This window comes from Methanooceanicella nereidis (assembly GCF_021023085.1).
GTDB classification, from domain to species: domain Archaea; phylum Halobacteriota; class Methanocellia; order Methanocellales; family Methanocellaceae; genus Methanooceanicella; species Methanooceanicella nereidis.
Map to the genome: position 1 here is coordinate 17,363 of NZ_PGCK01000005.1, position 13,368 is coordinate 30,730.

Sequence of the window (13,368 nt, forward strand, 5' to 3'; positions counted from 1 at the left end):
GTGAGTATTGAAAGTATTTTTCTATAAAAACGGTTAGATATGTGCAAAGCAATCTGTAGTATGTAAAAGGTGATACCTGATGGCCGCCGGCAGCGCGTTAAAGTCGAAACTCATGAGGCTGAAAGAGATATTGCAAGAGCTGGATAGCGTGCTGGTCGCATATTCGGGAGGAGTGGATTCCACATTACTTTTAAAATGTGCCGTGGACGTACTCGGATATGAAAAGGTCGTCGCAGCGACGGCGGTATCCGAGATAATGATACAGGAGGACATCGAAGAGGCTAAGAAGGTCGCCGAAGGCCTGGGTGTCAGGCACATTATTTTTCACTCAGAGGAAATGGAAAACTTAGAGTTTATCGCTAACACCCCCGAAAGATGTTACATCTGTAAAAAAGGCCGGTATGAAAGCCTTGTCGGGTTAAAGGAAGAGCTTGGGCTGGCATATATTGTCGATGGTTCCAACAAGGACGATGAAAAAGACTACAGGCCGGGAGAAAGAGCTCTGAAAGAATTAGGTATCAGGAGCCCGCTGAGAGAGGCCGGACTGTATAAATCCGAGATCCGTGAGATTTCCAGGGAGATGGGACTGCCGACGTGGGACAGCCCTTCGAGGACATGCCTGGCCACACGCATACCTTATGGAGAGAGCATAACGAAGGATAAAATCTACGCGATACGCGAGGCCGAGAACCTGCTTCACTGCATGGGATTCGCCCAGGTTAGAGTGAGACATCACGGCGACATCGCACGTATAGAGGTCCCGTATGATGAGATAGATGATATTTTAAAGCATAAAAAAGATATTGTAGATGGTATTAAAAAACTAGGCTTCAAGTATATATCGCTCGACCTTGAAGGATTCAGGAGCGGAAGCCTTAACGAGGTCCTTAAAGGCCAATGATCATTCATGGCGGTCGGTTAAATGAAAATTTTGTACCTTGATTGTTTTTCCGGGATAAGCGGCGACATGTTCCTGGGTGCCATGGTCGACGCAGGCGTAGATATCCGCGTTCTTGAGGACGGGCTGGATATGCTCGGCATAGAGGGTTTAAAGCTCGAGGCCGGCAGAGTAAGAAAATGCGGCATCTCGGGCACAAAGGTCGATGTTCTGGCATCCGACACGACCGAGGAAAGGCACCTTTCTGACATCATCGAGATCCTTGATAACAGCAAGCTAGACCCCGATATTAAGAAAATGGCGAGGGCTGTGTTCAGAAGGCTGGCCGCGGCAGAGTCGAAAGTGCATGGTATTCCTGTAGAGCATGTACATTTCCATGAAGTGGGAGCGCTCGACACGATCGCCGACGTGGTCGGTGCGTCCATATGCCTGAGAGAGTCGGGAGTTGATGCCGTCTATGCATCCCCGGTGAACGTCGGAGGCGGTTTTGTAAAGACGTCTCACGGATTGCTTCCGGTCCCCGCACCGGCCACTCTTGAGATCCTGAAAGGCATACCGATATACTCAAGCGGCGTGAACATCGAGCTGGCTACGCCCACGGGAGCCGCCATTCTTGCCGAGGTCTGTTCCGGCTTCGGCCATATGCCAGGCATAAAGGTGGAAAGCATAGGATACGGCGCAGGCTCCAAAGAGCTGGAAATGCCGAACATGCTTAGGGCAATAATAGGCGAAAAGACAGAGCTGAAAAAAGAATATTGCCAAAAACATTAATAAAAGGTTTTTAAGTCTTTTTATTAAAACTACACCTTTCGGATGGCAGGTAGATACTAATTTCACAGAACCACAAAAATACTAAAATTTTTATATGATTTTTTAAGGTCTCAAAAGCACCAAAAAACATACTCACGAAACCTCTAAGGCTCTATCAGCACCGTCAACGCACTAACATCCCAAATGCCCGACTCAACGCACTAAAATCTCAAATTCTCTAACGCTAAAACAAGGCCCGAACATCTCCAAACCACGAAAGCTCAATAGCTCGGTTTCCGTTTAAATCGACTAAAAAATACAGGATATAATAATGATCAATAAGGTGCAAAACAAACCGGGATTTAAACTTTCGTGCTTTGGAGAGGTTCGGGGTTTGTTTTAGCGTTAGTGGATTTGTGCACTTTGGGCATTGAGTCGGGCATTTGGGATGTTAGTGCGTTGACGGTGCTGATAGAGCCTTAGAGGTTTCGTGAGTAAATTCTTAGAGCTTTCGTGCTCTTAAAATCTGAAAAAATTTTGTGTTTCTGTGTTTCTGTGAAATTAGTATCTACCTGCGATCCGAAAATAATAACCTTAAAGATAATTCGAAAAGTGTAAAGACCATAAAAAATAGTATTTTATCTTTCTGCTTTTATAGGCTCTTTATCAGTTTCTGTTTTCACGGCCGTATATTCACTCTTTTTTCCTGTGAACATGTTCGCCAGCTCTTTTTCCAGGTATGCTATGGCATACGGGGTCGCCATGGAAACAACCTGGGACGTTAGCTGAGATATGATATCCGGCCCCTTTTTAGGTGCGGGCTTTTCCGCTTCCCCTTCCTTTACCGGTACAGGGACCTCTTTTACGACGACCTTTGGCGTGGCGATGCGTATGGCCTCGTGGATTATAAGCCCGGTGCCTGCCGCTGCCGCGATCGTGGCGTACGGGTGCTCCTCCACCAGATCAGTAACTGGCCTGACAATATCAGAAGGCACTTTAAGTACGGCTTTCTTCAGGTTCCCGAAGGATCTGCCGATCATCTCCTCGGTGACGCGCAGGTCGTCTTCCGTGACAGGTTTCTTATACGTCGTCAACCTTTGTCAGCTCCGATGTCTTTGGCGTCTTCATGACAAGCTTTCTGGAGAACAGGATGTATGCTATGGCGCCCGCAAGTATGACGGACACAACGCCCGCTATGATCAATGCGGCCCACAATGGGATGAGCGTGGATATGAAAAGTATCAGCCCTATTGCCAGCGACAGCGTGCCGACCACAAGCAGGGAAGCCAGCACGGAGAGGTATATGACCTGTTTTATGATGAAATCAAGCGGGTCCAGTACATAGTTCTGGATATACAGGTCTATTTTTTGCCTTATGTACAGGTCAATGAATCTGACCATGTTCGAAAACTCTTCCTCGACCGAACCTGTCCGGTCGGAGCGGAGTTCCTCGTGGCCAGCGCCCTCCTCGTGCAATGCAGCCCTCCTAGTCGCGTCTCATCAGTGAGCCGAAAATAAACCCTACGCCTACAGCTATCGCTATAGATGCGAACGGATGTTCCGTTATAAAGTCTTCTACCGGTTCGACCTTCTTTTCCACATCCATCTTAAGCTGGTGAGTCTTAGCCTCGACATCTGCGATAATGGCCTTGACCTCATCTCCCTTAACGGAAACTCTTGCTTCCCTTAACTTCCTTGCCGCATCTTCAAATGCTTCGGCAGTCTGGATTTTCATGCTTTCAGCTTTTTGGACAGTGGAATCAACGACACGTTCAACGTTATGTTCCATATCTTCACCAAGTTACTATTAAATTTTAAAATATAAAATAGTTTGTAACCTATTAAGGAAAAAGCGATACTATTGTAACTTTTTAAGGTTCTCTGCAATATCCTCCAGGCTCCTTGACAGTGACTCCGCGTTAGAGAACTCGACAACGATCTCCTGAAGCTCCATCGGCGACATGCTTTTCATCTCCAGCGCAAACGCATGGATGTTAGGTATTGCCCTGACTATGTTATCGACTATAGTTATCGTGGCCATCCTCGAGGTGCGGGAGAGCGGGTTCAGGTCAATGGTTATTACCTTCTTCCCCATCCGTATCAGCGCTTCGCAGCGGTCCCCGTCCTCCAGCGGCACGAGCACGACGTCGGCCGCCCATATCCCTTCGGAAGATGCCTTAGCCCGGTCATGTGATAGTCCCGGTATAAGGCGATCAGGATTATCGCCATAGATAGTAATGCATCCGTCAGATCTCAATCTTTTCACGATCTTTCCGACCCTTTCTTCGGTCCTGTGAAAAAGATTGACTTCCACCGGCGCGTCAATGAGCTTTGAAAGCTCGCATATCTCCTTAGAGACAAGCGCGGCAGTGTTACCGTTCACGGATATGACCGGCCTTTCCGCCAGAAGCAGCATGGCTGCTGCCGCTTTTGTTGCCCTCATCGCCGTTCCGGTAGTCTTTTCTCCTATAAGGTAATCAAAAGCTTCTCCGCGGCCCTGGGCGATAAGGCCCTGCATGCTCGTAATTCCGTCATTCACGCCCTTGACGAGCATTTCCCTCGTGACGAGGGACATGTATCGCGGGTGATCCTCTGGTATCTCTGTCATTGTATCACGGGTAGTGTATGAATGAGAAGATAATTATTTAATGGTTTTGGAAAAATAGCGCCGTTCCTCGCTTAAAAATGAATACGTTAATGGCCTTTATGACAGGATCAATAACGGAATTTATTATATACAGTTTTGAGAGACTTTTTCAGGTCATTCCTTTTGTATGGCAGGTAGACACTAATTTCACAGAACCACAAAAACACAAAATTTTTTTAGATTTTAAGGGCACGAAAGCTCTAAGATGTTTTTACTCACCAAACCTCTAAGGCTCTAATTTCACCATCAAAGCACTAACTGCTCAAACGCACGGCTCAACGCACTAAGAACACGAATCCTCCAACACTAAGACAAGACACTAATCTCCTCTAAACCACGAAAGTTTAATGGCACGGTTTCCGTTTAACTGGATGAGGCATACAGGATATAATGATGATACGGTGCAACACCAACCGTGGTTTAAACTTTTGTGTTTTAGTGTTTTAGAGCCTTATTTTAGTGTTAGAGGCTTTGAGCACTTTGCGCGTTAAGTCGAGCGTTTGAGCAGTTAGAGCTTTGATGGTGAAATTAGAGCCTTAGAGGTTTGGTGAGTGAATTTTTTTTGTGCCTTAGAGATCTTAAATATTAAAAAATTTAGTGATTTTGTGTTTTCGTGAAATTAGTGTCTACCTGCCATCCGAAAGAAACAAAAAAGGCTAATATCATAATAAACCTGGATCCAATACGCCGAAAACCCAATAAAATGTCCTTTATGCCTCATAAGAAAATTTAATAAGGATTTAAGGATATAGCATACCCTATCGCGATTAGAAGGTCGGGGGGCTATGTTAGCGAAGATAAGGAATATACTGGGCAGAAAGCCTGCGAAGATCGAGCATTCTTTAGAAAACGTTCCGGAAGTTAAGCATTTTAGAAATGAGACGGTGGAGCAGGCCGGCAAAAGGATAAGATCACCGGACAGCCTTAAGAAAGACATAAACCATAACGGTCATTTTAGAGTCATAGCCAGGAACGATGAAGAGGCGGAGAGTATCGGGAAAGAGAACCTTAAGTCGTCCAGCGAAAAGAAGACAGTGCTCTACGGGGATGATAATATCTCCGGGTACATTTCCGGCGACAGGTATCTCAAGTTCTTAACGCTGACAAGGAACGGGGATATTTTCTCGACATACCCGCTTTTCAGCGCAGGCAAGCCGACACCTGCGAGGCTCACGAATATCACGGAATGCGAGAACTCATACGAAGGGCAGCTGGAGATATTCTTGAACGGCTCTGCCATATCGTTTTTCGACACGCTATATTTTGCTAACAAGAACAAGTATTATCCCGGCAAGGACGTCAAAGTCCTGTTATCGGGTGTCGCATACGTTCTTACCAGGGCAAGGAAAGCACCTCTCGCGGAAAAGAAAAGCCAGGCCGTCCCGAAGGTCCTGGGAGAGATGGAACTTGCGACGAGATATGAGAACGGTGACCTGGACGACTACATTTTCCGCGGTATCGTAAAAGGCGTCAAAGAGTTCAGGATAAGAGAAAAGAAAGCTTACGTCATTAAGACATCTTTGAAGACCGGGATTGACGGCGATCATACGGACTTTTATATTTGCGCAACGGAGAACGCCATCCAGGAAAAGGTACGTGTAGGCGACCACATAAGCGGCATAGTATGGATGCAGGGATTCATCGTCGAATGAGCGGCCATAATAACGATGGCTATTAATGATAGTGATACTGCAGGCAGTGCATTATGCCTGCGTACAGCATTATCACATCGCACTTACATTATGTAATGAGCATGGACCAATGAGAATGTATTTTTCTGTATTAAAATTATTAGACATATTATAATCGCTTATCATATAGCGCGTCGCTGGTAGAAAATATATAAACGAAAAGCCTTATAGCCACAAAGTTATATAAGACTACCACAAGTACAAACATAACTTACAATCATTTTGTTCGATCGAGGGTGTCATATGGATTTTAGATCAATTGAAGAGAAGTGGCAGAAGAAGTACGAAGAGTCGAAAATATTTGAGCCTTCCGTGATAAGCGGGATGCCGAAGTATTTCATCACGTTCCCGTACCCTTACATGAACGGGTATTTCCATATAGGCAGGGCCTTCAGCGGCATGCGTGCAGAAGTCCTTGGCAGATATAAGCTCATGCAGGGCTTTAACGTATTATTCCCGTTCGCTTTTCACTGCACCGGCACCCCGATAGTGGCTGCGGCCGAGAGGATCGCCGAAGGCGAAAAGAAACAGATGGACATCCTCAAAAAGATGGGCATCCCGGAAGAGGAGATACCAAAGTTCGCTGACCCGGTATACTGGACACAGTTCTTCCCTAAGGAGACTATGAAGGACCTTAAGAGGATAGGGGCTGCAGTTGACTGGTCCAGGACTTTCATCACGACATCTCTTAACCCTTATTATGACCAGTTCATAAAATGGCAGTTCAGGAAGCTGAAGGCCGGAGGGTACGTGGTCCAGGGAGAGCACCCCGTTGTATGGTGCCCGAGGTGCAAGTCGCCAGTAGGCGATCATGCAAGGCTTGAAGGCGAAGGTGTCACACCTGAGGAAATATACCTGATCAAGTTCAGGCTCGGCGAGACGGTGCTTCCGTGCGGAACATACCGCCCGGAGACAGCGTTCGGAGCCACCAACCTGTGGCTTAACCCCGACGTGACGTACGTGAAGGCAAAGGTCAACGACGAGGAATGGATAGTCTCGGAGGAGACCATAGAGAAGCTTGAGAACCAGAAATTCGAGGTCAGTGTCATTGAAAAGTTCCCGGGCAAGGAGCTCATAGGCAGGAGAGTCATGAACGAGGTGACGGGTAACGATGTGCCGATACTGCCCGCTACGTTCGTGGAGCCCGGAACGGGTACCGGTGTCGTCATGTCAGTGCCGGCTCACGCGCCGTTCGACTATGCCGCTCTCAGGGACATAGAGAACGACCCCGAAAAGTTCGGGATCAACATGGATATCATAAGCGGAATGAAACTTATCCCGCTGATCACCATAGAGAACTTCGGAGAGTTCCCCGCCAAAGAGATAGTGGAGCAGATGAACATCAAGGACCAGAACGACCCGAAGCTCGACGATGCCACCAAGGAGATCTATAAGAAAGAATTCCACACCGGCCTCCTTAATAAGAATACTGGCAAGTATGCAGGCATGAAGGTCATGGAAGCCAAGATGGAACTGGTCAGCGACTTCGTTCACAGCGGCAAGGCGGCGATATTCTATGAGCTGCCGGACCCTGTGATCTGCAGAGACCTTACAAGATGTGTCGTGAAGATAGTATCCGATCAGTGGTTCCTGAACTACAGCAGCCCGATATGGAAAGCGCAGGCGCATAAGGCTCTCGACAATATGAAGCTCTATCCGGAAAAGGTGAGAAAGCAGTTCGAGTATGTCCTGGACTGGCTCAAGGACTGGGCGTGCACCAGAGAGTACGGCCTCGGCACCGAGCTTCCGTGGGACAAGCGCTGGATGGTGGAGTCGCTTTCCGATTCGACAATATACATGGCATACTACACCATAGCGAAATATCTCGAGCACGGCGGATCGACGATCAAGCCCGAGTCGCTGACGGACGAGTTCTTTGAGTTCATATTCCTTAATAAAGGCCGGGCGGAGGAAGTATCCAAAAATACCGGCATAAGCATGGAGCTGCTGCTTAAGATGAAGCAGGAGTTCGAGTACTGGTATCCGTTCGACGTCAGGAGCAGCGGAAAGGACCTCGTGCAGAACCACCTTTCGTTCAGCCTGTTCAACCATACGGCCATATTCCCGGAAAAGTACTGGCCAAAAGGCTTTGCTGTCAATGGTTTCCTGCAGCTCGACGGACAGAAGATGTCGTCGAGTAAGGGTAACATATACACCCTGCGCCAGATATGCGACATGTACGGCGCCGACGCCACGAGGCTTACGCTGATGTACGGCGGAGAGGGCCTCGAGGACCCCAACTGGGACAGCGAGTTCGCCCGTACGGCAGGCCCGAAACTTTCCCAGTGGTACGATTTTGCCACAGAGAGCTATGGAAAGGGAAGGGAAGATGAGAAATACATAGACAGGTGGCTCGAATCCGTCACAATAAAGGCGATCAAGCTCACGAAGGACGCCATGGACAACATGGACTTCCGTACCGCTATACAGCGCGGATACTTTGACATGCAGCGCTACCTGCGCTGGTACATCCGCAGGACACCCGTGCCAAATAAGCGCGTGATATCGTGGTTCATAGAAGTCCAGACAAAGATTCTCGCCCCGTTCTGCCCGCACCTGTGCGAGGAGATCTGGGAGATAATAGGCGGCAAGGGCTTTATCGCGAAATCCCCGTACCCTTCCTGGGACGAGACCGTGGAGGTAGACGAGTCGATAGAGAGGTCAGAGGACTTCGTAAGGAGCGTAATAGAAGACCTTCAGGAGATCATAGAGGTGGCTCACCTGGAGAAAGCCAGCGAGGCTTATATTTACACTCCGGAAGGCTGGAAGTACAGGGCACTTGAGCTTGCCGCCGGAAAGAACATGGGCGACGCCATGAAGATAGTCATGGCAGAGGAAGAGATGCGCAAGCAGGGCAAGGAAGTAAGCAAGTACATCCAGAAAGTCGTCGCCGACAGGCTTGTGCCATCGGGAGTGAGCGAGAAGGAGATCCTTGAGGAAGCCAGGGACTTCATATCCCGTGAGATCGGGATGAAAGTGGAGATAGACTCCGAGTTCGACCCCGAGAAAAAGAGAAGGCACGCCATACCGGGAAGGCCTGCGATATACGTCAAGATATAAAATGGGGTTTGTATACCCCATTATTTTTTGATTTACCATTTTTTGAATTGTCAGTTTCAATAGTAATAAATGATGACATAGCTCCTGCCATCATTACGTCAAGATCAAGAAAAAATCATACCCGGTTTTTTGCGGGCAGCATTAAGACAAACCTGCTCCCCATCCCATAGTTCCCGGGAATACGGTCCTCGACCCAAATCTTACCGTTAAAATACTCGACCAGCATACGCACCAGGTATAACCCGAGGCCAGTACCCTTGACCTTCGACATCCCTCGTTCTAATCTCCTGAATACCTTTTCTTTTAATTCATCCGGAATACCCGGGCCGTTATCATCTATGGTCAACTTATAGTACTGATCTGAATCCTCGTATGTTTTATTTAGATAGATATCTATACATACGTCTCCTATCGAATGTTTCACGGCGTTACCTACGATATTTGAGATCGCGTCCTTCAATAGATAATTAGCGCAAACAAAATAGCCCGTTTTGGGAGCGAAATTAAGGTTAATGATAACTTTTTTCCAGGGGTTATTTTGATATTCATCCCTGACTTCTTCGATCATCTTGCCGATATCGACTGACTCGAATGATATTTCCTTCGATTTTAGGCTCTGGAGCTTCCTGACGTTGCTTATCAGCTTTGAGCTATTTACCATCATTTCATGGGATTTTTCGACATAGTTCAATTCATCATCAGTTATTTTCGCGGTGGATTTTAGACTGCCAAGAGCCAGCTCAAGATAACCCATGGCGATCTGGTTCATGTTATTGATGTCATGGCCCATTAAGTCAATATATAATTCCACCTCTGCCTTCGACTCCTGAAGCTGTTCCTCTATCCTTTTCCGCTCCAGTATCTCTTCCCCGAGCGCGATGTTAGCTTTTTTTAGGTCTGCTGTACGCTCTTCGACCCGTGACTCCAGCGTGTCTCTCGCCATCTTTAACTCATTTTCAGTCCTTTTCAGGTCCGTTATATCAAGTATGACACCTACGATGCCGGCCGGTTCTCCTTTCGTATCATGGAAAACAGCTTTATGAAATATCACATCATGTAACTCATCTTCAGCATCCCTGACGGAGCTTTCATACCTTTGAATTCCGCCTGCTTCAAATAGCTCTTTATCGGCTTTATAATAAATATCGGCTAATTCCTTTGGCGCGACATCATAGACGGTCTTCCCCACTATTTGATCCTTTGTCAACCCGAGAAATTTTTGAAAAGAGATGTTACATCCCCGGTATATTCTATTCATATCTTTATAGAATATGGGAACTGGTATAGAGTCGATAAGTTCCTGTAAAAAATGAAGCTGTTCATGAAACGTAATATCTACTAGCTCTTTTCTTCGTATTATATCGAGTAAATAATTTATACGATCTCGCTGGTCTTCAAGTTCCCGGATCAGCTTTTCATATATTTTATTCCCATTCGTCATAAAGCCCTATATGGATGCGATTTTGAGTGCGATTTTTTTGAAAGTTATCTATTATTGTATTTTATTATTATAGATGTATAAATTATATAATATAGAAGTATCTTAAATGTGCAAAAAGATAACGATGCAAATGTATAAAATTCGCGGCAGGGGTGCACATTGTAAACGGATCGTATTGTACGGTGTTGTTTAACAAGGACTTAAAAGATATTCACGATACTTGACATCTACCGATAAATTTATAGCATATACCGCACTATGATGTGCTAGAACATCGTCTATGTTCACAAAGAAGGGCACGTAGATCAGGGGTAGATCGCTTCCTTGGCATGGAAGAGGCCTCGGGTTCAATTCCCGACGTGTCCATAGAATTTTTATCAAAATTTTTACAACAAATCTCTTTTTGCACGATACAATCACGCTGGCTGGTGAGGAGACTCGCTGGCCTGTTATTAAGTGAACTTAAGGCGTTTGTCCTCTTTATACTGGATATTTTTAGGGTTACCCTCAGCTCTATACACTCGGCCCTCATTGAGATCATAGACTGACGACCACACAGTGTCAAAATCAAGCCCTTTTTCGTACTGACACATAAATCCGTACTTTCCGCCCAGAATATCCCTGGCATATTGTATGGAGTCTGAGTCAAATCCCTTTTTTAACGCGTCATAACCGGTTCTATACCGGTCCATAGAATTATACAGGTCCGTAATATTCTCAAACTGTTTCATTTCATCGGATAAAAAATTATTAGATGCTATGACAAAGCTGGCGTCAGCGTCCTTTTTTTCTATATGGATCTTATCGGCACAGCATTCTGCATGTGCGATATCGCCGCTTCTGTCCGCTAAGATCACATGCCATGCCCCGGCAATGGGTATAGACTGTAAAGCCTCGATACCCTCATTGACAGTCGCACACCTTTCCAGGATGTAGCGTACGAAAACCATTGAGTTCAATCCTGGCTTAAGCTCTTTCGGGCATACGAACGTCATTCCGGCAGCAAGCCCTTTTTCGTTCACGCCATCTTCTGCGATGACAAAAGCGGAGGAGTTCGCAATGAATGAATGCCCGTTCATTGGCGAATATAAGCTGCTGTTGCTTATTTTTCTAAATACTGGCGGCAGATCGTTATTCCGCCCGAAAAAGACCTTGTCGTCCTTTTTGAACGCGAACATCGTACAACCCTTTTTTTCAAGGCAGACGCTTACACACATAAGCCACGCGGAAAATTTTTCGTACGGATACATGAGTCCGTCTGCAATACCTTTTATTTCCTGACATGCTTCGGGAAAATACTTCCTTAATATGAGTTCTGATCCAGTTCCAAAGGCAAGTTGCTCCTGTGATAGGTCTATTAAACCAAAAAAATCAATATTATTCTTTTTAAGTAATCGCCCGCATTTCATCCCGAATTCATAATGATCGCCTTTAAACCTTGGGTGGTACAACTTGTTCTCCTCCCATTTTCTTTAAACTAATAAGCCAGAGTTGGTATTTATAGATGCCGAAATAAATTTAATTGAAAAAATAATTTTAAATTTACAGAATGCTTGCCAGTGCCCGGATAGTATTTACGTCGCCATTTACAATGAACACGATGAGCCACATACACTAGTTTTCATAAAAGTGAGCTTTCCTGACGGGGAATAGGCCGCGGGTTCAATTCCCGACGTGTCCATTAGCCTATTTTTAATAATCGACAATCTTTTCTTCTTTGTTTTTAGGATAATTTAACGGCATGCTTTACGGCCGTTTCGACGTATAGCTCGATGCGCTCCTTTGAAAGTAATGTGAGGGAGTATTTTAAAATATTAAATATGTTATATTATTGAAAAATTAATCAGTACGAGGAGTAATAGGTATATTCGGTTTAGTACTATTAGTCCTGCTTATTGCTTCATGAATTCCTTGAGCCAGTTCATACGCATTCCCCGTCGCCCAAAAGTGCATGAAGAACATACGAGGCTCCTCGGTCAACATATGACTGTGCAAAGCTACTACTTTTATATCATTATCATTTAAAGCACGGATCACTGGATTGACCTCGGTAGATACAAGAATAAAATCGCCGGTGATCGCAGCTCGTTCGCCTCCTAACGGCTGGAACTTGATCATAGTGGCCACATCCATGGTAGGCGGTATCTCCATGCCCATATCTATGATTTTCTCCGCCCTTGGGACATCATATTTATAGATGCCATCCTCCAGTATGCCATTATAACCCATTACCCGGTCAAGTCGAGAATGATCAATGCTTGAACTAACCTCAGGAGTCTCTTTAGATGAATTATACGACATATTCGTCAATGAAAGAGCGTCGTGAACTTTTTTAGCCATAACTACCGGATCACCCTGTCCGCCAATATGCAGGTCGAAAACATTCGGGGTCTCGCCGATGAGCGTATTATGGATGGCGGTTATATCAATACCTTCCTGCTGGATCCTTTTCTGAACAGACCATATCTCATCTCCCGTTAATACAAGGTCGCCCATCATCATCGCCCCATCACCCATATCCATGAACGCAACCCAGGAATCAAGGCCAAAAGCAGGTTTTAATTGAACATCCCCGATCATCAGGTCAATATCATTTCTCGGAAGGCTGACCATGAAAACACCGCCCGGCAACATAGTCCCATTTTTCCCTAATGCATGTTCGACAGGCTCCCATCCCACATTGCTAATTTTCATATCTCTGTTTTTTATATCTTTGACACTGCCGAAAAGAGATACTGCCATTAGAAGCACAATGCAGATACATAGCCATTGCCATACGCTCAATCGCATTTTACCCCACCATGAATTATTTGTATTAAGGGTAAATCACAATTTTATACGAGAAAAAATAGTTCACTCTTTATAGCGCGCTAAATACCCA

Annotated in this window: 11 protein-coding genes and 1 tRNA gene; 5 read left to right on the forward strand and 7 right to left on the reverse strand. The window is 45.8% G+C overall.

The window, feature by feature from the left end:
• Nucleotides 1–79 precede the first annotated feature (79 nt).
• Together larE and larC are read left to right on the forward strand one after the other, a co-directional pair.
• A complete protein-coding gene (gene larE, locus CUJ83_RS07040; RefSeq protein WP_230741585.1) occupies nucleotides 80–901 on the forward strand; it encodes an ATP-dependent sacrificial sulfur transferase LarE in 822 nt (273 codons plus the stop codon).
• A 21-nt stretch (nucleotides 902–922) separates the two neighbouring features.
• Nucleotides 923–1,669 (forward strand): nickel pincer cofactor biosynthesis protein LarC, encoded by a 747-nt coding sequence (gene larC / locus CUJ83_RS07045; RefSeq protein WP_230741586.1) that lies wholly within the window; start codon nucleotides 923–925, stop codon nucleotides 1,667–1,669.
• 617 nt (nucleotides 1,670–2,286) lie between these two features.
• Here larC and CUJ83_RS07050 read toward each other — a convergent pair.
• From CUJ83_RS07050 to CUJ83_RS07065, 4 genes are all read right to left on the reverse strand, one after another.
• Nucleotides 2,287–2,742: a hypothetical protein gene (locus CUJ83_RS07050; RefSeq protein ID WP_230741587.1), complete on the reverse strand. Its 456-nt coding sequence runs from the start codon at nucleotides 2,740–2,742 to the stop codon at nucleotides 2,287–2,289.
• On the reverse strand, nucleotides 2,729–3,124 hold the full coding sequence (locus CUJ83_RS07055) for a phage holin family protein (RefSeq protein WP_230741588.1): 396 nt from the start codon (nucleotides 3,122–3,124) through the stop codon (nucleotides 2,729–2,731). The genes CUJ83_RS07050 and CUJ83_RS07055 overlap by 14 nt, the downstream gene beginning before the upstream one ends.
• A 10-nt stretch (nucleotides 3,125–3,134) precedes the next feature.
• Nucleotides 3,135–3,437, reverse strand: a complete 303-nt coding sequence (locus CUJ83_RS07060; RefSeq protein ID WP_230741589.1) for a glycine zipper domain-containing protein — start codon at nucleotides 3,435–3,437, stop codon at nucleotides 3,135–3,137.
• 69 nt (nucleotides 3,438–3,506) lie between these two features.
• On the reverse strand, nucleotides 3,507–4,256 hold the full coding sequence (locus CUJ83_RS07065; protein WP_230741590.1) for a 4-phosphopantoate--beta-alanine ligase: 750 nt from the start codon (nucleotides 4,254–4,256) through the stop codon (nucleotides 3,507–3,509).
• A gap of 824 nt (nucleotides 4,257–5,080) precedes the next feature.
• On the opposite strand from CUJ83_RS07065, the gene CUJ83_RS07070 reads away from it, so the two are divergent.
• Nucleotides 5,081–5,947 (forward strand): hypothetical protein, encoded by an 867-nt coding sequence (locus tag CUJ83_RS07070; protein ID WP_230741591.1) that lies wholly within the window; start codon nucleotides 5,081–5,083, stop codon nucleotides 5,945–5,947.
• A 282-nt stretch (nucleotides 5,948–6,229) separates the two neighbouring features.
• Nucleotides 6,230–9,046, forward strand: a complete 2,817-nt coding sequence (gene leuS, locus CUJ83_RS07075; RefSeq protein WP_230741592.1) for a leucine--tRNA ligase — start codon at nucleotides 6,230–6,232, stop codon at nucleotides 9,044–9,046.
• A 115-nt stretch (nucleotides 9,047–9,161) separates the two neighbouring features.
• Here the strand turns inward: leuS and CUJ83_RS07080 are convergent, their stop codons facing one another.
• The gene (locus CUJ83_RS07080) at nucleotides 9,162–10,487 is read right to left on the reverse strand and encodes a sensor histidine kinase (RefSeq protein WP_230741593.1); all 1,326 of its coding nucleotides are present in this window, start codon (nucleotides 10,485–10,487) and stop codon (nucleotides 9,162–9,164) included.
• A gap of 294 nt (nucleotides 10,488–10,781) precedes the next feature.
• On the opposite strand from CUJ83_RS07080, the gene CUJ83_RS07085 reads away from it, so the two are divergent.
• Nucleotides 10,782–10,853, forward strand: a tRNA-Ala gene (locus tag CUJ83_RS07085).
• An 86-nt stretch (nucleotides 10,854–10,939) separates the two neighbouring features.
• On the opposite strand, the gene CUJ83_RS07090 is transcribed toward CUJ83_RS07085, so the two are convergent.
• Both CUJ83_RS07090 and CUJ83_RS07095 read right to left on the reverse strand, forming a co-directional pair.
• Entirely contained in the window at nucleotides 10,940–11,938 is a 999-nt protein-coding gene (locus CUJ83_RS07090) for a C45 family autoproteolytic acyltransferase/hydrolase (RefSeq protein WP_255668407.1), read from the reverse strand.
• 388 nt (nucleotides 11,939–12,326) lie between these two features.
• Nucleotides 12,327–13,277 carry an LppY/LpqO family protein gene (locus CUJ83_RS07095; protein WP_230741594.1) on the reverse strand — a complete coding sequence of 317 codons (951 nt, stop codon included), beginning with the start codon at nucleotides 13,275–13,277 and terminating at the stop codon, nucleotides 12,327–12,329.
• Between the last annotated feature and the right edge of the window lie 91 nt (nucleotides 13,278–13,368).